Raw genomic sequence first — 19,774 nt, forward strand, 5'->3', positions numbered from 1 at the left:
GAGCTAGTAACCTAACAAAAGTCAAGTTGTTTGCTCTTCTAAGGGGAAAAACTCCTTTGTTTCTGGAGAGTAAGTCCAAGCAATACCATCAGGATCCCGACTGCGAGTCCATTCCGAAAAATCGGACTCATCCCGTCGTTTGTAAACGGTACTGGAATAGACATTCAAGCGTTTTGCTAGTTCTGATTGAATCAAAGAACCAAAAATTAACTGACTTTCCAGGGATGGAACTGTTTCTGTATGAGGTGTGATTATCTCCTCACTCTCAGTCACTTCAGTTAATTCTGTTTTCTTGGGTGGTGGAGCTAGCAAAAGTTCCGCAGTGGTTGCAACAGGTTTTCCATCTGCCAACTCTTTCAGAGGTTCGCTACTATCCAAAATACTGCCGAGGGTACTAGCAGTCATGAAATAGTAAATTTTGCTGCCATCTGGTGAGTTGACGATATTCGCACCAAATTCCCCAGCTTTCGTATCCAAATAGCGTTTTGCCGTGTCTCCAGGAAAATTGCCGCGAACAGCTAAGTCCATCGGGGTAATTTTGCCCTGGGTTTCCCGCATCAACTGATTGAACATTGGGTTGACTTGCTGACACCATTGTTGCCATTGGTAGCGTTGCCAGATATTCAAGCCCAAAATCAGCACAAATAATGCTAGCCAAATCCGCCAAGTGGCAACTAGGAAGATAACTAAAAAGGATATGGGCAAAAGTAGGACTAAAAAACCTTTGCCGTGATTTTCTATCGTGTTTTCACTCATGCTGATTTTTTTTGCCAAGTGAAGTTTTGGAAAATAATACTACTATCTTGGCAAAAATGGGACAGTGATTTGTATTATTTGGCAAAAATAGGCAAAAAAATTTTTGTTTTGATTTTGCCATTAACTAGAGAAAAATTTAACAGGGAAGATTTGGGAAAATATCACAAAAGAGCAGGGATAATATTCCCACGGCTAAAAATGAGATTTTGGGATACTTGCCAGTTCCTAAGCAAACCTTAAACCTCAGTACTGCCAGTAGTATGTTGTGATATCTTAAATAAGATAAAGTTAAGTAAACAATATTAAAAAACTTTGGTGGACAGTATATTTTCCCCAGAGGCGACTTCTAACCAGTTGGAAAGTAAAGCAGGTGCTGATTTATCGCTTCCTGAGTTTGCTGTTCTTAACAGAGGAACTGTTGCTCAAATTTCGACAAAATTAAGTTTTGTTGTAACTTCTCAACTGTGGTGGGTGTTTGCCGCAGCCGTCTTTTTAGTATCTATCCCTGTGTTTATTGAAGCACCATTAGTGCGATCGCTGCCTTGGTTGAGTCTGTTACTCACAGGGGGTTGGTTTGGGCTGAGTTTCTCATTAATGTCACGTCCTGTAACCTATCTCTGGGGAGATTTACTCTATGGATTTAGTTGGAGTTGGTTGGCAGGTTCAATTTATTGGGGATGGTTGCGCTGGGAACCCCTATGGCATTTACCTGTAGAAGCTATAGGGTTGCCTGGGGCAATATGGTGTTTACAACGTCACTGGGGAAGGGTGGGGAACTACTTCTACCTAGGTTCCTTATTGGGAACAGTCTTAACAGATATTTATTTTTATTTAGTAAAATTATTGCCTTACTGGCGACAAATTATGCAGTCTGACAATGACATGGTGTCAGAGATTTTGCATCAGGCTGTCACTCAAGTGGCAACACCTGGGGGCAATTTTTGGGCAGTAGTGTTAGCTGTCACCTTGCTTCTGGCAGGAATTATTCCCTTACGACAGAAAAAACTCCATTGGTATGCCTTTGGGGGAGCAGTGTTAAGTACGATTCTGGTGGATAGTTTATTTTTGCTGGCTGCGGTTTTCGCCTAAAGGACTGCTTGGGACTCCAGAACCCTTGCTAATTAAAGGTTTTGCCTTGATGTCCCTTCCTCAACCCTAACACTTGAAATCTGAAGAACCAACCACTGTGAAAACTGCAAAATAATAATTTTTGACAAAAGATTAGGTCAAAGCCATTAGCAGTAATTATTGTGGATATTGATACGCTGTATATTAGTTTTTGATGACTGCTGTGTTGATTAAGCTATCGATACTGAGATGATGGTAAGAGCATTGCTGGGGAAGGGTGTTTACTGATAGGTAAGAGTGTGAGAACCACAGAAGGATCTCCTGAGTTCAAACCTAGCAGTTGCATACTTCACACTTTGTAACTTTCTACTGGAATCCTTGTTTTTAGCTTAAAGCTTTTATTTCAAGTTGATGGAAAGAGGTACAAAATCGTGAAACGATTGGTGCGTTTATTAACAGTATTTAGCTTGTTGCTGGGATGTTGGGGATTTTTGGGTATGTCGCAAGCTGCCCAAGCTGCAAATCTGCCACACTTTGGTTTACCTAGAGTTTCCATTTTAGCTGTGGAAGAAACAGGTGAGCTACGTAACCGGGCAGACGATAAACTTGCTGATGTCTATGGTGACAAAATTGATTTAAACAACACTAACGTCCGTGCTTTCCAGCGCTTCCCCGGACTATATCCCACCCTAGCTACAAAAATTGTCAAAAATGCCCCCTACGACAAGGTAGAGAGCGTACTTGACATTGATGGTTTGAGCGATCGCCAGAAAAAAATTCTGCAAGGAAACTTAGGTAATTTCACAGTTACCCAAACTGAAGCAGTATTTAACGAAGGAGATGATCGTATCAATAACGGCATCTACAGATAGATGGTAGTGGGCAATGGGTGATGGTTTTGCCATTACTCATTCCCCAATTTCTGGTTTATTTCCCTATTGCTCGCTTTGTTTCACAACATCACTCCATCACTTTGCCTGAATTTGATATTCCTCAACAATTTGACGTTTTATTAGTCGGTGCTGGTGCTGCTGGACTCTATACTGCCTTATGTTTACCTGAGTCTTTGCAAGTCGGCTTAATTACTAAAGAAACGATCGCCCTCTCTGCTAGTGATTGGGCGCAGGGTGGGATTGCAGCAGCGATCGCCCCAGAAGATTCTCCCCAGTTACATATCGAAGATACGCTCAAAGCAGGTGCCGGTTTATGCGATCGCGCGGCTGTAGAATTCCTGGCACAGGAAGCACCTAGTTGTATCAAGTCTTTAGTTGATTTAGGGGTTGCCTTTGATCGCCACCATGGGGATTTAGCCCTCACCCTGGAAGCTGCCCACTCTCGCCACCGAGTACTCCATGCTGCCGACACTACAGGTAGGGAAGTAACCACTACCTTGACAGAGCAAGTCTTGCGGCGCTCCAATATCCAAGTTCTCCAACAAGCACTTGCCTTGGGTTTATGGCTAAACACAGAAACTGGACGTTGTCAAGGCATCAGTTTATTTTATGCTGGTAAGATTCACTGGGTAAGGGCAAAAGCAGTGGTATTAGCCACCGGTGGAGGGGGACAGGTATTTGCTCAAACTACGAACCCCGGAGTTAGTACAGGTGATGGAGTGGCGATCGCTTGGCGAGTCGGTGCGGTTCTACGTGACTTAGAATTTGTGCAATTCCACCCCACTGCTTTAACAAAACCAGGTGCAGAACGTTTTCTCATCAGTGAAGCTGTACGTGGTGAAGGTGCCCATTTGGTCGATAGCAAGGGATATCGTTTTGTCTTCGATTATCACCCAGATGGAGAACTTGCCCCTAGGGATGTGGTCAGTCGGGCAATTTTTAGCTACCTACAAAAAACCTCTGGAGACCCCGCTACAGCCCATGTGTGGCTAGATATGCGCCCCATTCCAGCAGATAAAATTCGCCATCGTTTTCCCAATATTGTCAAGGTTTGCCAACGTTGGGGTATAGATGTATTTCAGGAACCCATTCCCGTTGCTCCTGCTGCTCATTATTGGATGGGAGGAATTCTCACAGACTTACAGAACCAAACGAATATTCCTGGTTTGTATGCGGTGGGTGAAACTGCCAGCACTGGGGTACATGGTGCAAATCGTTTGGCGAGTAACTCCCTGTTGGAATGTATTGTCTTTGGCGCTCAGATGAAGTATTTGTTCAATGATTTAGCAGATATCAAGCCAGAAGCGAATTTACGTACAGCCCTGCAATGTTTTACCCTCTCAGAAAAAGAGTGGTTAACTCAGGAAGAATACATGGAAACCTTGCGTTATAAGATACCACGCCTCGTTTGGCAAAATGCAGGTATCTGTCGTGAGCAGTCAGCTTTAGATATGGCGATCGCCACAGTTGAATCATGGCAACAAGACTTTTCTAGTCTCTCTCTCAGCCAATTTTTACTCAATTTACGACCATCCGAACCAGTTAACTTTGCAACACCAGATGCAGATAAGCAGTTAAGACTTTGGGCAGAAACCCATAACTTATTAGATGTTGCTTACTTGATACTTAAAAGTGCAGCTTATCGGACTGAAAGTCGAGGTGGACATTATCGTTTAGACTATCCCCATTCCCAACCAGATTGGCAAGCTCATACCCTAGTTCAACATCACAACTGGTGGAAATCAGCCATCGTTAATCTATAGAAACGTTAGTCTAAATGCTTTAGCGAGTTCCACTACCATAGGAGCTCTCAGGACCACCATAATTAGGCGGTTCATATTCACTCTCACTTGCTGTCTGAAATTCTGAATCCTCTATCTCATAACTCACAAAATTGACTTGAAGGGTTTTTTGTCCCTCTGTAGTCGAAATATTTTGGCGATCGCCCATCGCGTTTGTGAGTTGAGGAAGTATCACATAAGTTACAAGTAACACCAGAACCGTGCTGACGATTCTTAAATTAGTTTTCATATACTTCAGTGAATTCCCTTAATTAAAATGGGTGAATTTAACAAATTGTAATTTTTGGTCTTTACGCCTAATTTTCCGTTGCCTTGGTTATGAAATCCTTATACCCATCTAAATAGAAGCACAGAGATAAGTAATAGAATCTGTATTTTTGAATCCCCATCACTTCTATGATGATTCACTTAATTGTCACCTTGAAAATTCTATAAATCAGTAATACTACTGAACAAACCCGTTCTATCTTTCATACCATTGAGCCTGATTGATTACCACTATCTACTGAAATATCAAGCATCCTACCTATTTTCATGAAATTTTAACAATTGTGTGAAAAAATACAGTACTTCTCCTATGATGATTTTATGTATTACCTATTAGGTTGCTGAGAATCTTGTAAATTTCTATGGTAAGACCGTAAATTTTCTTAGAGATTAAAACAATAAAATTTACAAAAATTGCCAAAATGCCAAATAAATCAGCATAATTACGGATTAAATGGGAAATTTAGTTGTTATGGTTTGTTTTACAATGTGTTACATCGTTAATTTTCTTAGCTGATTGAGATAATCAAAACTGATAACATCAGCCTCAATCTTGAAGAATAGTATTGGTATCAATCTATGACTAATTCTTGGGATAGAGGTTTCTGAGCGATCGCCAGTAATTCTCATAACTACACTCAGGAGAGGGCTGTTTGCGGTAAAGCAGCAGAACTAACAGAAAACAGGCGAAATTGAGCATAAACTCGATAGCATAGGAATTGCCATGACTCAGCCTAGGGAGAAAATGAAATCTAGCTCACTATGATAATTATCCCTAGGGAAGAATTCTCTCATCTCTATCGATAGGTAGAAATACTCGAAATATGAAACTATGAAACGCTACCGTTGATAGATGATAAGTGTTGAAAGTTTCCAGGAAAGCAGAAAAAGTTGGCTTTGGGAAATTATCTCTACAAAGTCATGTCTGGAGAAAAATCCTAAACCAAGTTGTATGGGGAAAATCTGGATTGATTTATGTCTCTCTCTGTTAAAAATCTCTTGGAATTGCAAAAGAAGCTGCGAGATTATGACTGCGATTTCCAAATGGAATTAAGCGATGGCAGAATAAATCTTATGGAACCGGTGGATGTTTATGCGAGTGAAATTGGTGCAGAAATGATGCGGTTGTTAGGGAATTGGGTTAAACCGCGCAAATTAGGACGGGTATTAGACTCCGGTTGTGGCTATATTTTACCAAATAAGTATTTAAAAGCGCCTCATATTTCCTTTATTCGTGCCCAGCGTCTCAAACAAAGTCCTCGTTATTTTGCGCGCATTGTTCCCGATTTAGTTATAGAGATTAAAGCTCACCGCGATCGCCTAGAATTTTTAGAAGAGAAAATCCAACTATTTTTACAGTTAGGAACCCAAGTCGGCGTGCTAATAGATGCAGATATTTTACAGGTGAAAGTTTATCATCCTACAGAAGCAACTATTACCTTCAATCAGGATGATACTCTTACCCTACCGCAAATCTTACCTGGATTAGAAGTGGCGATCGCCAATATTTTCCCACCGATATTTGATTAAGCATCAGAACTATCAACACCCATTCTATATCCGAGTCAGATTTACCACAAAATATTACTTCTTCACTAGAATATATGCTGTTGCATACTCTGGTAACCGACTAATATGCTTTTTAAAAGCCTGCTGACTAGGGAAAATTCCTGCGAGGAAATCTAGTTGATAAAGATTAGGTAAGAAAGCACCACCCGTATCAGCAATGACTCCCATGCGTAACCTTTTCTGTTTACCTTGATTGTACTCAATGACAACAACTCTACCTAAACCAATATTTAAAATATCCCCAGCAAAAGTAACTCCTGGTTTAATGGATATCTTGGCATCTATGTTATAGCCATAACCCTTAATTGCATCAACTTTCCGAAAATACCAGTAACGTTTTTGAGCATGGGGGCGAATTTTTTTGTCGTAGGGAATTTCGTTATTTCTATCAACATTAAAATAATCTTCAGAGCCATCATTAAACTTAATTAAAATGGTTCCCTGCATCAGAGCTTCTTCTAAACCATCACGAGTTAAATAAGCTAAAGGTTCTACCTTGCCAAATTCCTTACCACCGGGCTCATAAATACCCGATAAGACATCTTGTTTTGTGTAGCGAGTGTAGAACTTATCAGTGGCTAAATTATCCTTGAGACTATAGATAGCTGTGTTGAATTTAGCTGTCTTTTTCCGTGAGCCAGGATGAATAAAAACTGCATATTTGGTAATTCTCAGTTTTTCCTGTTGAGATTTTTTTGGATTATAGGCATCCCACTTAATAACTTGAAAATTCTGATTAATAAATTCAGAGTCTTGTAAACGAGTGGTGCGACCTTTGGCAATATCTTCCTGGAGGACAGTAATCATAAATTCGAGAGTTTGTAGAATTTTCTCTGTGGTGACTCCCGATGCAGTAATTAAATTTGTGCGTAATATATCTGGGTCAGAATTACTATATTTTTGAAAATACTCTCTAGTATTAATCAAGACTGTCAACAAGTCTTTTTGATTAACAATAATTTTATTACTTGGTAACTTCTTCTGAGAGAGAATCTCACCAGGATTAACATTGAATTGGAATTTTTTAAACTCATCAATTACCGCATAACTAGCGGCAGATAATAAATTAGAAGATTTCGGAGAATTTGGAGAAATATTTGGGGAATTCTGAGACGATGTAGATAGAGAAGTATTTGTTTGTGTAGTAGTAGAGATAGCTGAATTCAAGGAAAGCCAAGACGAAACCATTAATGCATTCCAAGATGTCGGTGTATCTGGGCTAGAGTTCTGGAGATTTTGCGATGTTGGGAAATTTTGAGAAATTCTCGGAAGGGAGAAACCTAGTACTACTGTAGTGAGAATACCTATAGAGCAAGATATTTTTGATGGAAGTTGAAATTTCATAATATTCGTCAGTGGTTTTGCTGCACAAAATTATCTCACCACTAGCTGAGAAATAGGGCAAGGGGAAAATCTGAAATCTTTGAGAATCCCTGTGACTTGAGCCTAGAAATAGGTCAATGGTATCATTCCACTAAACCATGCTTCATGGCAAAGCGTACTAGTTCAGCGCGATTGCTAGTCGAGGATTTTCGCAACAGACTACTAACATACTTCTCCACAGTCCGAGGGCTGAGGTGTAATTTATGACCTATTTCGACATTAGATAAGCCATGGGTCAAGAGTTCTAAAACTTCTTGCTCTCTGGGACTGAGTTCTGCAAATAGTCCCGAATCGATACGGTCATTTGATGAGTAATTATCTATACCTTTTTGTGTGGATGGATTGGTATTTTGGGCATGGAAAACAAGATACTCTGATTGAATAATCCGCGATCGCTCTAGTAAATTACTGATAGCTGCTCCTAACTCTTCCAATTCAAACGGCTTAGGCAAATACAAATCACATCCTGACTGATATCCCAGAATTCTTTCCTCAGTCTTGGCACGAGCTGTTAATAAAATGACTGGTAATAACCGCAGTGTCGGTTTTTGTCTCACCTGACGTACTAATTCATAACCGTTCATCACCGGCATCACAATGTCAGTCACCATTAAATCGGGGCGAGAAATTTCTACTTGCTCTAAAGCTTCTTGACCGTTATTTACAGTAATTACCGAGTAACCACACAGATACAAATAATCACTAATCGCGGCAAGAGTACCCGGATCGTCATCCACTACAAGAATTTTCAAGGGCATGGACATTACACCCCTAGCCTGAAATAACTAAAACTTTGCTTGATGTAACCATTAGTCAGTAAATACAAGCAAATACTCTTATGATTCATACTACGACAGTAATGTCATGTAATTAGAGATTTGAGATGGGCGATCGCTTCCATCACGGAAAATTGGACTAATGGATTGACCTCATAGATGAAATATCAATTTGAGATATGAGATGAAAACAAAATTGTAACCCCTTTCCTTTGTGAAGGAATCAAAGGTCGTGATTCTGTGATATCTATTCTATGTTTTTTCCCAAGAAAAGCCTATGAGTCTGGTTGTAAAATCCAGGTACAAGGCAAAATCATCCAGTAGCTGGCAGAGTTATGACAATCTGGAGATGTCAAATCTTGTTCAATCGCGGCTTGTTGCCCATATATTGGCATACTGAGAGCTAGGTCGAACCCTTACCCCTATCCTCTTGATAGAGATGCTACTCTGACAAAAATATATTTTCCCCAAATATCAATACTTCTATCTCTAGACTCAAAACCCAGACATAAATCCTCAACACCGAGTATTTTTGATATTTGATGAAAACCCTTCCATTGGTTAGAAGATAATTATCAGTGAATTGGGTATCCTGGACTTCTAAATACAGGTCAAGTAAAAGTCCATGGTTCCAATTAGAGATAATAATCCCACAACAATTACTCCCTATGTCACCTATGGGCTAATTGCCTTGAATGTCGTGGCATTTATTTATGAAGCCAGTTTACCACCACAAATTTTAGATAATTTTTTGCATCTATTTGCCGTGGTTCCCCGTGAGCTTTCAGCAAATTTCGCTGGTATTCCTGTGAATCAAGGTATACCAGAATGGTCTACTTTAATCTCCTCTCAATTTTTACACGGAGGTTTTTTGCACCTAGGCGGTAATATGTTATTTCTCTGGATTTTCGGAAATAACGTAGAAGATAAGTTAGGTCATGGCAAGTTTTTATTTTTCTATTTAGCCTGTGGAGTCTTAGCTGCTTTGACTCAGTGGTATTTTTCCCAGGGTTCTACCGTACCATCTTTAGGTGCAAGTGGCGCGATCGCGGGGGTAATGGGTGCATATATTCTTCGCTTTCCCCAAGCAGAAATCCTTACCCTTGTACCTTTAGGAATATTTTTCCCCACTTTCCGTATTCCAGCATTTTATTTTCTGGGATTTTGGTTTGTTCAACAAGCTTTCTATGGTCTTGCTAGCCTAGAATCACCAACAAATATTGGTATGGAAAGCGGGGGGATTGCTTACTGGGCGCACGCTGGCGGTTTTATCTTCGGAGCTATTCTTGCACCTTTACTAGGTTTATTTCAAGACCAAGCCCAGGAGAAATATGATTAATTCTAAGGGCTACAGCCCACAACCTGGAAAATTTATCTTAATCTAATTGTCCAGTTGACTAGGCTATTTTAACCAACTTTGGGGGTTTCAATCCCCGTCACAAAACGTAATTACGTTAGCGTGAGTTCTCCCGCAGGGAGCATTACGAATTATTTTAATAGCGCTTCATAGCTCGTTGCATATCTCGTTGATCTTGACGACGTTTTAAATCTTCTCGCTTGTCATGTATCTTTTTACCCTTGGCTAAACCAATAGTCAGTTTTACCCAACCTCGCTTGAAATACATTTTTAAGGGAATCAGAGTCAAACCTTGCTGTTCGACTTTACCAATTAACTTGCGAATTTCTTGACGATGCATTAACAGTTTGCGGGTGCGTCGAGGTTCATGGTTAAAATACTGACCACTGGCGTTATAGGGTGAAATATGGGCATTAAGCAACCAAACTTCACCATTTCGCAACAAAGCATAGCCATCTTGAAGATTGACTTTACCTGCACGAATGGATTTCACCTCGGTTCCCGTCAATTGAATTCCAGCTTCGTAAGTCTCCAGAATTTCGTATAAAAAACGGGCTTGTCGATTATCCGTAATTACCTTGTAACCGTCGTTGTTATCTTTATCACTCATCGATAAATTTTAATCTAGTTCTTATCTGACAAATTTTTGGGGTTGTTGCGGACATCTGTGAGCAATTATTTAATTCCTACAGGATACTCAGTTGGATGCCAGCCTTATTCTACTTAATGTAGCCTTTTTCTGGGATTTTTGTCTGGTGAAGGCGGCTACGGTGTACAATTTCTGTCCCTGGGGGTTGTAAATCTTTTAGGGGAGGAAAACAGGATTAAAAACCTTTACTTGTGTGTAGCGTAGCTTTTGATAGGAGAAAGATATTTACCCATTCCCCATTACCTATTCCCCATAAGATTATGGATAGCAAGGTTCTGAGTAGTTAAAGTAAATCTCTTCAATCACATGGCTAGTGAAAATATTTTTGATGCTGAAGATAGGGTCAGAAATATCCCTAAGGTTGGTATTCTGACGATGTTCCGCTTGGGTTTATTCCAGATGGGATTGGGGATTATGTCAATTCTTACCTTGGGTGTGTTGAATCGCATCATGATTAAGGAGTTGGCTATTCCCGCGACGGTGGTTGCATTCACGATCGCCATGCATCAATTTGTCGCTCCGACTCGTTTATGGTTTGGACAGATGTCTGACAGCAAAAAGTTGTTTGGTTATCACCGTACGGGTTACATCTGGTTGGGAGCTGGTTTATTTGCGATCGCCGCTTTTTTAGCTGTGCAAATTACCTGGCAACTTGGTGCTAGTTTTTACGCTGGCGGTTGGGGTAATGGACAAACCTACGGCTGTTTGGGATTATTAGCTGGGGTATTTGCCTTGTACGGCTTGGCTTTAAGCTGTAGCTCCACACCCTTTGCCGCATTATTAGTGGATGTATCCGATGAGGATAACCGTTCTAAGTTAGTTGGTATTGTCTGGTCAATGCTGATGGTGGGTATTGTCATTGGTGCCATTATTAGCTCCAAGTTACTACCGGCGGCAACTACCTGCCAAGAAACGGAAACTGTGGTGTCTATATTTAGCCAACCCCAAGCGTTAGCAGCATTGGAGGCTGCAATTAACCGCCTATTTTTGATTTTGCCCGGTGTGGTATTTGGCTTGTGTATACTAGCGACATTTGGCATAGAAAAAAAATACTCCCGCTACGGTATACGTTCCACCATTGCAGAACGGGAAGACCAAATTACCTTTAAACGGGCGTTAAAAATTCTCACAGCCAGTCGGCAAACGGGGTTATTTTTTACCTTCTTACTGGTAATGTCACTGAGTCTATTTATGCAGGAAGCAGTGATGGAACCCTACGGTGGGGAAGTTTTTGGAATGTGTGTATCTGAAACTACTCGCCTCAATGCCTTTTGGGGAACCGGGACATTAATGGGAATTAGCTCCACGGGCTTTTTGATAGTGCCACGTTTAGGGAAACAGACAACGACAAAAGTCGGCTGTATAAGCGTTGCAGGGAGTATGCTGTTGGTGATTACTTCCGGGTTTATGGCAAATAGTAGTTTGTTGCAAGCATCATTACTAGTATTTGGTTTAGCATCTGGGGTGACTACAACCGGGGCAATTAGCCTGATGCTAGATTTAACAGCAGCAGAAACGGCAGGTACATTTATTGGTGCGTGGGGTTTAGCTCAAACTATGGCAAGGGCGATCGCCACCGTGAGTGGAGGTGTAGTACTAGATATTGGCAAGCAAATATTTTCCCAAAAAGTCCTAGCCTACGGTTTAGTTTTTAGCCTGCAAGCCATGGGAATGCTGCTTGCTGTCTGGTTTCTCAGTCGCGTCAACGTCAAAGAATTCCAGACAAATGCCAAAACCGCGATCGCCTCAATATTAGAAAGTGAACTTGATTGAATTGGGTAGGTAATGGGTAATTGGTAAGGGAAAGATATCTTGTTTACTCGTCTTTCCCATTTGAATTTCCTGGCGGCAAACCTTGCCCTTTTTTATTTTTCCGAAACAATTATTTTCCCCTTAATCCTTCCCAAAAGCTATGACAGAATTTTGGACAAGCGTTCTGGAATTTGCCCAAGAAGTAACTGCACAAGTTGGTAAGCAGCTACTCGAAGATTTTGGGCAAGCAAAAGCAGAGCAGAAAAGTGATGGTAGTTTGGTGACAGCTTCCGATAAATGGGCTGATGTCCAGATTCGTCAGGCGATCGCCAGCAAATTTCCCGACCATGGTATCCTCACCGAAGAAGGAAACACCATCTTTCCTGGTACTGAGTGGTGCTGGGTAGTTGACCCCATCGATGGTACAACTAACTTTACCCGTGGCATACCTATCTGGGGAATTTCCATGGGCTTATTGTATCGAGGCGTACCCGTTTTTGGTTACGTAGATATGTGCCCCCTATATCAAGTCTTCCATGGTTATTGGTCTGGAGAAACTGGCTTAGATATGCCATCCGGTGCTTTTTGTAATGGTAAGCCCATCAAAGTTAGCCAGGATTCCCCCAGTAGTCAGCATTTCTTTAACCTCTGCTCTCGCAGTACTGACGTGATTGAGCCTGATTTTCCCTGTAAGATTCGGATGCTGGGTGTAGCCACCTATAATTTTTTATCAGTGGCGACTGGTGCAGTTTTAGGTGGTATTGAAGCCACACCGAAAACCTGGGATATTGCAGCAATTTGGGCAATTACCCAAGCCGCAGGGGCAACCTGGGTGTCATCCCAATTAGAACCCTTTCCCCTAGTCAAAGGTGAAAATTACGCTGCTATTTCTTACCCGACGATGGTTCTCAGTCGCTCGGAATTAGTATCAGTCTTTAAACCATATTTAGGGAAATTAAAGCTCTAGGGTGCGGATCGGTGGGTGTTTGGCGGTGACTAGGAAAATTTTCGCCCCAAACCCTTACCCCGATTGACTTTCTGGATTTTTATCCTTTAAAGAGGTTCGCATCCAAGCTGCAAGTATTGATACACAAGCTTTGTAGCGATTTTGTCCCGAAAAATATTGATATGGCGATCGCTGAAATGGTACTTTTATAATTGACTCGCACTATTGAACCTTGAAAACTAAATATATCAAGCTCTCCAGCACCGAGTATTGCAATTAACTAAAATCCCTATCAGGGATTGAAACTCTTCAAATTAAGAAACTGAACGTGCAGATACTAATAAAAATTAGCTAAAATTTATACCAAGTATTCAATTGTCAAAAATTTACCATGATAAAACATTTAATCATATCTACTGTTATTACTAGCCTGACTTCTACTGTTGCACAAGCTCAATCAACTGCTTCTGTTTTTGCTCCACCCTCTAATATTCGTAATGCTCCTAGTGGAGAAATTATTTGTACTATTAACAAAAAAATTACCCTAGAAGTTTCCCAACAGCAAAATGGTTGGTACTATACAAGTTTGTGTGGAGGAGGATATATTCACAAAAGTCAGATTCGTTTTCAAAACTCTAATAAAAATATCTCTAATCAAGCCAAAGTTGTAGGAATTAAGCAAGGACAATTAGCCCTGAGAAATTTACCAAATGGTCGTTCCTTAGCAGGATTAAATAATGGTAATGTTGTGAACATTTTGGCTCAACAAGGCAATTGGGCTTATGTGGAAGTTATCAATGGACCTAATGCCAAAATAAATGGGATGAGAGGTTGGGTGAATTCATACTACCTAGCCCTTTTCTAGGAAAGCTAGACTACAAACTCCTAGGCGATCGCCATCTGGTGTCAGAATTATCCGATAAGAAATATCAACCTACATAATAAACGGGGTTTAGTGGACTAAACCCTGATTCTATAGTGCAAATAGATGACAATATAAATTACCAATTCAAGTAAAGATTCCTTGCCCAATGCCAAGATTCTTCGTGGGGTAATCTCATTGTCGGCTCTGAACGGGGATAGAGATTTTCAATCATTGATGTATCTTGATAGATAATCTCTTCTGCTGCTTTAATTGTCGCCTTTTCTAAAATAGGATTTAAAATTCCAAAAGACTTAGCGACAAACAACAGAATAAACATTTTGGTTGTGTTTTCGGTTTCTGGATAAATTACAAAAACCTGCACAAGCTCTCCTAAGGGAGAATCGGAATAAACGATAACGAAATGGGGAAAGTAATTCTCTAGCAGTAGCTCGACAGGATTAGGAGTGAAGAAGAGAGCAATATTTTTCAGATATTCTTGCCAGGTATTCTGGGCGCGAAAATGCTTAATTCTACTCACAGAAAAGTATTCTTGAGCCTCAAAACTATGCACTTCCGTACTTTCAATTTTAAATAATGGTCTGTGGGTTCCTTTGGCGTGGTTTAAATCATGGTTGACTTCTAAAGCGTAGAGAAAGGGAGTCTTGATGGTGACGTTTTTAGTAGCACCAATATAACGATATTTGCCAGAAATCTCTTCTAAAATATTAGGGATAGGAATTCTTGGTACTTGATTAGCATAAGTCCAGATAAAATCACCCTGCATCTCTAGTTTTAAAGTATTGGCTAAAGGCTGAGAAATTTTTTCTTTGGGTAATAATGCTCGACCTTGATTATCAAATTCTATAGCATGAAAGGGGCAAGTAATTGTATTACGTTGAGGACAAATCCAACCATCGGAAAGTTTTGCTCCTAGGTGAGGACAAGCATTTTCTAAGGCTGATATTTCTCCCTGGGAATTTTTCCACAATACATAATCTTTGCCAGCAATGGTAAGTAATTGGGGCTGATTTATAGGCAGCATGGAGTTGTGTGCGATTAACCAAGGCGCACCGGGTAAATTCCAAGACATAATAGTGGTGGGATATTAAAGATATTAATCAAGGAAAATAAATCAGCGATCAGTAGATAATCTGGTTTGAAACTGAGACAAGTTCTATTGTTTGCCAGGAACCTGATTTTTCTCTAACTGATAGCTGTTATCTATTAGTATGGCGATCGCGCTTTTTTGAGTCTTGTACGTTTTCCCGATTTTTTGTACATTCTCCCTATCTTGTAAAATTTGCCCACCCATACAAGATGCAGAAAATATGGCTTACGTTGGATTCGGCGGAAAATAGCTTTGTAGATAACCTAAGGTGAGTCGTTTGGTTTCTGCGACTAGACGTTGACGAAAGGTGGCTTCTTGACTGAGGGATAGCCATAATAATGTGCCGATCGCTTTTACCAAGACAAAGGCGATCGCCTGATAATCCCCAGCTGCTAACCCTGGTTGACGTTGGGCTAAAGATGCGGCAAACTCCTGAATCAGTTGTGTATCTGCTGCATTCTCGATTTGCTCCAATTCAGGTATTGCTTCCTGCACCTGAATGAAAATGGCATGGTAGCCGGGATATTCGGTAAAAAAACTATCTGTAGCATCAATCAACTGATCTACGTAGGTAGATAAAGGTTGGGTTGCCAGCTCCCCCCTATCAAGGGCAATCAATTTTTGATGCAATAGCTGATTGTAGCGTAGGGCTAGGGCTTGTAAAATAGCTGCCTTATCTGGGAAAAACTGGTAAAGCGACCCAATTGGCACTTGAGCATGGGTGGCGATCGCGTTTGTTGTTGTTCCGTTATAACCCTCTGCAATAAACATTGCTTCTGCCACATCCAGAATCCGATTTACCCGCTCCTGACTACGAGCTTGCCGTGGTTTCCGTCGCATTCCCACTGGGTTTGAAGGGCTTTGAGTCATACATTATCTCCAGAATAAAAATAAATATTTGAGGATTACTCATATTTTAATTGGCGAACATGAATGATACTCATATTGTCTAAAAAGGAAGTCAGACTCCGTGATTACTTCTATATGAAGCACGAACCACAATCAGACTATCTGTGTTTGCGTTTCTTAATGAGTTTGCTGCAAATTTTTTCCAAATTCAAGAAATCGAATGCTTGCATTGAGCAACAAGAAACGCAAACAAAACTTCTCTACAAGGGTTTTAAGTCTGTCACCTAAGTAGAACGGCTTAAATAATTCACGCTATGTCATTGCGAATGAAACGAAGTGGAATGAAGCAATCGCAACGGTTTTGACGATTTTAGAATCTGTTACATAGTTAGGTTTATTCTCACCGACTTACTTATCACCTACTACAGTTTCAGGACTGCTTGAATAGACTCACTCAGAGGTGTAGTAGGACGGTCTATCAGTTGGCTTAGGGTTTGGCTGGCATCAAGCAATCCTCCTTTTGCTGCTCCTGTCTCAGATTCTGCTAACATCACAGCAAAAGGCTCAGGTAAACCAGCATTTTTTAATACATTAATATAAGCCTCTTCAGACATATTCTGATAAATCACTTGCTTACCAGACATCTGACTAATTTCGGTGGCAAATTCGCTCAATGTATAAGCGACATCACCAGCCAATTCATAAACTTTACCTGCTTGGTCATTGGCTAATAAAACGGTGGCTGCGGCTGCGGCATAATCAGCGCGGGCTGCGGAGGCTATTTTAGCTTCTCCAGCACAGCCCATTACTACACCATATTCCAAGGCTATCGGGATACCTGCTGTGTAATTTTCGGTATACCAACTATTACGTAATATCACATAAGGCACACCCGATTCGTGCAAGACAATTTCAGTTTGGTGATGTTCTGCTGCTAGAGGCAGAGGGCTGCTATCTGCGTGTAAGAGACTGGTATAAGCCAGTAATTTGACTCCAGCTTGTTTACAGGCGTTGATGACGTTTGTGTGCTGAGGTACGCGACTACCAATTTCACTGGAGGAGATGAGCAATACTTTTTCTGCACCAGCGAAGGCGATATCTAATGTGTGGGGTTGGGTGTAATCAATTTGCCGCACCTGTACGCCTAAACTGGCAAAATCTGATACTTTTTCTGGATTGCGAACCGCAGCGACTAGTTGATTGGCAGGAACGGATTTTAATAGTTCTTGCAATACTAATCTGCCTAACTGACCCGATGCAGCAGTGATGACAATCATATTTTTTAGTTGGTTAATTTTTTGATGTCGATAAATCTAATATAATTTCATTACTAACTTTTGGTAAGTACGTACAAAAAAGTAAGTATATGAGTAATAGCAATGATGATTCCAAGACTCTGACACAATGCTTGGAAATCGGGAATATTTTCGCTGAGCCATGTCCTTCACGAGACATCCTGAAGCACGTTTGCAGTCGATGGGGTGTACTGATTCTGATTGCGCTGCGCCAAGGAACCCACAGATTTAGCGAGTTGAGAAGAAAAATGGGGGGAGTCAGTGAGAAAATGCTGGCTCAAAGTCTACAATCTCTGACGGAAGATGGTTTTGTGCTGCGTGTATCGTACAATGTTGTTCCACCTTTTGTTGAGTACAGCCTGACTCCGATGGGAGAAGAAGTCGCCGCTCGCGTCGCCGCCTTAGCAGACTGGATTGAAGTCAATACGCCAAGGGTGTTAGATGCAAGGAAGAAGGCAGAGAGATAACTTTTTTTGCTAGTCTGCTCCATTATTTTGAGCTGGTAGTGAATCAGACGGGAAATAGCTTTGCAGGTAGTGTAAGGCAAACCGTTTCATTTCTGCTACCAGTCGCTGCCGAAATGGTTGCTCTTGACTGAGGGAAAGCCACATTAAGGTACTGATTGTTTTTACCAAAACAAAGGCGATCGCTTCATAGTCTGCTGTCTCTAACCTTGCTTCCCGTTGCGCGAGTAAGGTTGCGAAATCTCGGATCAGTTCAGCATCAGCAGCATCTCCGACTGCTTGCACTTCAGGTATAACACTCTGAACTTCCATAAAAATTGCAAAGTAGCCGGGATTTTCAGAGAAATGCTGCTCAGTGATATCAATCAACTGCTCAACCAGAACCGATAAGGGCAGTTTTACCAGTTCAGAATTGTCCATTATTGCCAATTTCTGATGCAGACGTTCCTCATACCGTAGTGCCAAAGCCTGCATAATCGCTGTCTTGTCTGGAAAAAATTGGTAAAGTGACCCGATAGGTATCTTCGCACCAGATGCGATCGCGTTTGTTGTTGTTCCGTTATAACCCTCTGCGATAAACATTGCTTCTGCCACATCCAGAATCCGATTTACCCGCTCCTGACTACGAGCTTGCCGTGGTTTCCGTCGCATTCCAGGGGACATTGATGAGCTTTCAACCATGGGATTTATCCATAACCTCAAAATTAAATGAGTAGTCCTCATATTTATCTTGACAAAACATGAGAGTTGCTCTTATTTTAGATATATGAGTTTTGCTCATATTGTAAATCATTCACAGAGAAGCTTGCAATGAGGCAGGATTTATCCAAATTACTCCATTTCCAGGTGAGGGAAAAACCGATGGGATACCTGAAAATATGGTGCTTTGTGCGCAAAAAGTTTTCTCCTTGGTTGACACTGGCGATCGCCCCCATCAAACTCTGTTGTTCATCTGGGATGAAACGCACTCAAGAAGAGATTCGTTGTATGGTTGCAATGAGCAAAATTGACTTTGTTGGCGTTTATGCAGTGCTAAATGACTTACTTTGGTAGCGCTAAATCAGAGGATATCTGATTCCTGAAATACAAGTATTGATTGAACTCTGCGTTCTGCACTTGGCTGGAACGTCCACTTCATGGTTTCTAATTTTTTGGAGATTTTTGTGATGCAACTAATGGATTTGTTTAAACCCAAGCAATTATCTGATTCGGAAATTCAACAGCAAAGTCATTACCAAATGTTGATAATTTTCAAATCATTCTTTTCCATGTTATCGGGAGATAGTAGTCTGGAATCGGTGGGGGAAATGTCTGATGCTTTAGTTGAAACTCCTGCATTTGATTTGGCAGCGCAATATTTAAAAAGAGATCCAAACTGTGCGACACTGATAAATAATCGTTACATTCCTCCTAGTTATGACCTAGAAAAATTACTGACGTTGCCGGATAATTCCTTAGGGTATATCTATGCCGCAGCTATGAAAAAAAGTGGACTTGATCCAAATCTGCATGGGGGGATGACGGCAGAATCAGATGCTAAATATGTAGAACTACGACTCAGTCAAACCCATGATATCTGGCACGTTCTCACAGGATTTGATACATCGGTAATCGGTGAAATTGGCTTGCAGGCGTTTCATCTCTCCCAATTTCCCTATCCCCTTGCAACGATGCTAGTAGCAAATAGTTTGATGTCGAGTACATTACTGACACCAGAAGAGTTACCCCAATTGCTAGAGGCGATCGCCCTTGGATTGCAGATGGGTAAAATTGCCCAGCCATTATTTGCCCAAAATTGGGAAGAGGAATGGGAAAAACCCCTAACTCAATGGCAAGCAGAGTTAAACATTCAGCCGATTCACAATTAGGTAGACAATCAACTGGGTACATATCACCTATTTCTTATCCCCCTCTATCCCCCTATGACTAGTGGTTTGTCGCATAAGCTGTGATGGGTAAAATTATGTATAGTGGG

21 protein-coding genes are annotated in these 19,774 nt (G+C 41.0%); 11 read left to right on the plus strand and 10 right to left on the minus strand.

Translation table 11 applies throughout. The features are described 5' to 3' along the window. Positions 1-21 precede the first annotated feature (21 nt). Positions 22-756: a hypothetical protein gene (locus tag IJ00_RS13990; protein WP_035153966.1), complete on the minus strand. Its 735-nt coding sequence runs from the start codon at positions 754-756 to the stop codon at positions 22-24. A gap of 426 nt (positions 757-1,182) precedes the next feature. Here IJ00_RS13990 and IJ00_RS14000 point away from each other — a divergent pair, with 426 nt between their 5' ends. The 3 genes from IJ00_RS14000 (at position 1,183) to nadB (ending at position 4,480) form a co-directional block, all read left to right on the plus strand. Next, positions 1,183-1,845, plus strand: a complete 663-nt coding sequence (locus IJ00_RS14000; protein WP_035159045.1) for a DUF3120 domain-containing protein — start codon at positions 1,183-1,185, stop codon at positions 1,843-1,845. Between the two features lie 410 nt (positions 1,846-2,255). Further along, on the plus strand, positions 2,256-2,696 hold the full coding sequence (psbU, locus tag IJ00_RS14005) for a photosystem II complex extrinsic protein PsbU (protein ID WP_035153970.1): 441 nt from the start codon (positions 2,256-2,258) through the stop codon (positions 2,694-2,696). Positions 2,697-2,797: 101 nt separating this feature from the next. Beyond that, positions 2,798-4,480, plus strand: coding sequence for an L-aspartate oxidase (gene nadB / locus IJ00_RS14010; RefSeq protein ID WP_035159048.1), 1,683 nt, complete (start codon positions 2,798-2,800; stop codon positions 4,478-4,480). A gap of 19 nt (positions 4,481-4,499) precedes the next feature. Here the strand turns inward: nadB and IJ00_RS14015 are convergent, their stop codons facing one another. Next, positions 4,500-4,748: a hypothetical protein gene (locus IJ00_RS14015; RefSeq protein ID WP_035153972.1), complete on the minus strand. Its 249-nt coding sequence runs from the start codon at positions 4,746-4,748 to the stop codon at positions 4,500-4,502. Positions 4,749-5,761: 1,013 nt separating this feature from the next. On the opposite strand from IJ00_RS14015, the gene IJ00_RS14020 reads away from it, so the two are divergent. Continuing rightward, complete coding sequence (locus IJ00_RS14020) at positions 5,762-6,316, plus strand: Uma2 family endonuclease (RefSeq protein ID WP_035153974.1); 555 nt, start codon at positions 5,762-5,764, stop codon at positions 6,314-6,316. A gap of 54 nt (positions 6,317-6,370) precedes the next feature. Here the strand turns inward: IJ00_RS14020 and IJ00_RS14025 are convergent, their stop codons facing one another. Both IJ00_RS14025 and IJ00_RS14030 read right to left on the minus strand, forming a co-directional pair. Beyond that, positions 6,371-7,543: a hypothetical protein gene (locus tag IJ00_RS14025; RefSeq protein WP_082127328.1), complete on the minus strand. Its 1,173-nt coding sequence runs from the start codon at positions 7,541-7,543 to the stop codon at positions 6,371-6,373. A 278-nt stretch (positions 7,544-7,821) separates the two neighbouring features. Beyond that, entirely contained in the window at positions 7,822-8,496 is a 675-nt protein-coding gene (locus tag IJ00_RS14030) for a response regulator transcription factor (protein WP_035153978.1), read from the minus strand. A 643-nt stretch (positions 8,497-9,139) separates the two neighbouring features. On the opposite strand from IJ00_RS14030, the gene IJ00_RS14035 reads away from it, so the two are divergent. After that, the gene (locus tag IJ00_RS14035; protein WP_035153980.1) at positions 9,140-9,853 is read left to right on the plus strand and encodes a rhomboid family intramembrane serine protease; all 714 of its coding nucleotides are present in this window, start codon (positions 9,140-9,142) and stop codon (positions 9,851-9,853) included. Positions 9,854-10,007: 154 nt separating this feature from the next. Here IJ00_RS14035 and smpB read toward each other — a convergent pair whose 3' ends face one another. Next, positions 10,008-10,481, minus strand: coding sequence for an SsrA-binding protein SmpB (smpB, locus tag IJ00_RS14040; protein ID WP_035153982.1), 474 nt, complete (start codon positions 10,479-10,481; stop codon positions 10,008-10,010). A 345-nt stretch (positions 10,482-10,826) separates the two neighbouring features. Here smpB and IJ00_RS14045 point away from each other — a divergent pair, with 345 nt between their 5' ends. The 3 genes from IJ00_RS14045 to IJ00_RS14055 all read left to right on the plus strand — a co-directional run bounded on the left by IJ00_RS14045 (position 10,827) and on the right by IJ00_RS14055 (position 14,083). Continuing rightward, positions 10,827-12,293: a BCD family MFS transporter gene (locus tag IJ00_RS14045; protein WP_035153985.1), complete on the plus strand. Its 1,467-nt coding sequence runs from the start codon at positions 10,827-10,829 to the stop codon at positions 12,291-12,293. Positions 12,294-12,432: 139 nt separating this feature from the next. Beyond that, positions 12,433-13,239 (plus strand): inositol monophosphatase family protein, encoded by an 807-nt coding sequence (locus IJ00_RS14050; RefSeq protein WP_035153986.1) that lies wholly within the window; start codon positions 12,433-12,435, stop codon positions 13,237-13,239. 370 nt (positions 13,240-13,609) lie between these two features. Beyond that, positions 13,610-14,083, plus strand: coding sequence for an SH3 domain-containing protein (locus IJ00_RS14055; RefSeq protein ID WP_035153988.1), 474 nt, complete (start codon positions 13,610-13,612; stop codon positions 14,081-14,083). 136 nt (positions 14,084-14,219) lie between these two features. Here IJ00_RS14055 and IJ00_RS14060 read toward each other — a convergent pair whose 3' ends face one another. The 4 genes from IJ00_RS14060 to IJ00_RS14070 all read right to left on the minus strand — a co-directional run bounded on the left by IJ00_RS14060 (position 14,220) and on the right by IJ00_RS14070 (position 17,317). Beyond that, on the minus strand, positions 14,220-15,173 hold the full coding sequence (locus IJ00_RS14060) for a Rieske 2Fe-2S domain-containing protein (protein ID WP_035153989.1): 954 nt from the start codon (positions 15,171-15,173) through the stop codon (positions 14,220-14,222). Positions 15,174-15,257: 84 nt separating this feature from the next. Further along, complete coding sequence (locus IJ00_RS29060) at positions 15,258-15,395, minus strand: hypothetical protein (protein ID WP_168163482.1); 138 nt, start codon at positions 15,393-15,395, stop codon at positions 15,258-15,260. Between the two features lie 21 nt (positions 15,396-15,416). Next, the gene (locus IJ00_RS14065) at positions 15,417-16,061 is read right to left on the minus strand and encodes a TetR/AcrR family transcriptional regulator (RefSeq protein ID WP_035153991.1); all 645 of its coding nucleotides are present in this window, start codon (positions 16,059-16,061) and stop codon (positions 15,417-15,419) included. A 401-nt stretch (positions 16,062-16,462) separates the two neighbouring features. Further along, a complete protein-coding gene (locus IJ00_RS14070; RefSeq protein WP_035153994.1) occupies positions 16,463-17,317 on the minus strand; it encodes an SDR family oxidoreductase in 855 nt (284 codons plus the stop codon). Positions 17,318-17,406: 89 nt separating this feature from the next. On the opposite strand from IJ00_RS14070, the gene IJ00_RS14075 reads away from it, so the two are divergent. Continuing rightward, complete coding sequence (locus IJ00_RS14075; RefSeq protein WP_035153996.1) at positions 17,407-17,802, plus strand: helix-turn-helix domain-containing protein; 396 nt, start codon at positions 17,407-17,409, stop codon at positions 17,800-17,802. A 9-nt stretch (positions 17,803-17,811) separates the two neighbouring features. Here IJ00_RS14075 and IJ00_RS14080 read toward each other — a convergent pair whose 3' ends face one another. Then, entirely contained in the window at positions 17,812-18,480 is a 669-nt protein-coding gene (locus tag IJ00_RS14080) for a TetR/AcrR family transcriptional regulator (RefSeq protein ID WP_035153998.1), read from the minus strand. Between the two features lie 180 nt (positions 18,481-18,660). Here IJ00_RS14080 and IJ00_RS14085 point away from each other — a divergent pair, with 180 nt between their 5' ends. Next, positions 18,661-18,852: a hypothetical protein gene (locus IJ00_RS14085; protein WP_035159050.1), complete on the plus strand. Its 192-nt coding sequence runs from the start codon at positions 18,661-18,663 to the stop codon at positions 18,850-18,852. Between the two features lie 113 nt (positions 18,853-18,965). Next, complete coding sequence (locus tag IJ00_RS14090) at positions 18,966-19,667, plus strand: Coq4 family protein (RefSeq protein WP_035159052.1); 702 nt, start codon at positions 18,966-18,968, stop codon at positions 19,665-19,667. The last annotated feature ends 107 nt before the right edge of the window (positions 19,668-19,774 follow it).

Source organism: Calothrix sp. 336/3 (assembly GCF_000734895.2).
Taxonomy (GTDB): Bacteria; Cyanobacteriota; Cyanobacteriia; order Cyanobacteriales; family Nostocaceae; genus 336-3.

Bases quoted from the DNA above. Each gene is read 5' to 3' on its own strand.
- IJ00_RS13990 (WP_035153966.1), bottom strand. From the start codon at position 756: ATGAGTGAAAACACGATAGAAAATCACGGCAAAGGTTTTTTAGTCCTA.
- IJ00_RS14015 (WP_035153972.1), bottom strand. From the start codon at position 4,748: ATGAAAACTAATTTAAGAATCGTCAGCACGGTTCTGGTGTTACTTGTA.
- IJ00_RS14020 (WP_035153974.1), top strand. From the start codon at position 5,762: ATGTCTCTCTCTGTTAAAAATCTCTTGGAATTGCAAAAGAAGCTGCGA.
- IJ00_RS14025 (WP_082127328.1), bottom strand. From the start codon at position 7,543: ATGGTTTCGTCTTGGCTTTCCTTGAATTCAGCTATCTCTACTACTACA.
- IJ00_RS14030 (WP_035153978.1), bottom strand. From the start codon at position 8,496: ATGCCCTTGAAAATTCTTGTAGTGGATGACGATCCGGGTACTCTTGCC.
- IJ00_RS14035 (WP_035153980.1), top strand. From the start codon at position 9,140: ATGGTTCCAATTAGAGATAATAATCCCACAACAATTACTCCCTATGTC.
- smpB (WP_035153982.1), bottom strand. From the start codon at position 10,481: ATGAGTGATAAAGATAACAACGACGGTTACAAGGTAATTACGGATAAT.
- IJ00_RS14045 (WP_035153985.1), top strand. From the start codon at position 10,827: ATGGCTAGTGAAAATATTTTTGATGCTGAAGATAGGGTCAGAAATATC.
- IJ00_RS14050 (WP_035153986.1), top strand. From the start codon at position 12,433: ATGACAGAATTTTGGACAAGCGTTCTGGAATTTGCCCAAGAAGTAACT.
- IJ00_RS14055 (WP_035153988.1), top strand. From the start codon at position 13,610: ATGATAAAACATTTAATCATATCTACTGTTATTACTAGCCTGACTTCT.
- IJ00_RS14060 (WP_035153989.1), bottom strand. From the start codon at position 15,173: ATGTCTTGGAATTTACCCGGTGCGCCTTGGTTAATCGCACACAACTCC.
- IJ00_RS29060 (WP_168163482.1), bottom strand. From the start codon at position 15,395: ATGGGTGGGCAAATTTTACAAGATAGGGAGAATGTACAAAAAATCGGG.
- IJ00_RS14065 (WP_035153991.1), bottom strand. From the start codon at position 16,061: ATGACTCAAAGCCCTTCAAACCCAGTGGGAATGCGACGGAAACCACGG.
- IJ00_RS14070 (WP_035153994.1), bottom strand. From the start codon at position 17,317: ATGATTGTCATCACTGCTGCATCGGGTCAGTTAGGCAGATTAGTATTG.
- IJ00_RS14075 (WP_035153996.1), top strand. From the start codon at position 17,407: ATGAGTAATAGCAATGATGATTCCAAGACTCTGACACAATGCTTGGAA.
- IJ00_RS14080 (WP_035153998.1), bottom strand. From the start codon at position 18,480: ATGGTTGAAAGCTCATCAATGTCCCCTGGAATGCGACGGAAACCACGG.
- IJ00_RS14085 (WP_035159050.1), top strand. From the start codon at position 18,661: ATGGGATACCTGAAAATATGGTGCTTTGTGCGCAAAAAGTTTTCTCCT.
- IJ00_RS14090 (WP_035159052.1), top strand. From the start codon at position 18,966: ATGCAACTAATGGATTTGTTTAAACCCAAGCAATTATCTGATTCGGAA.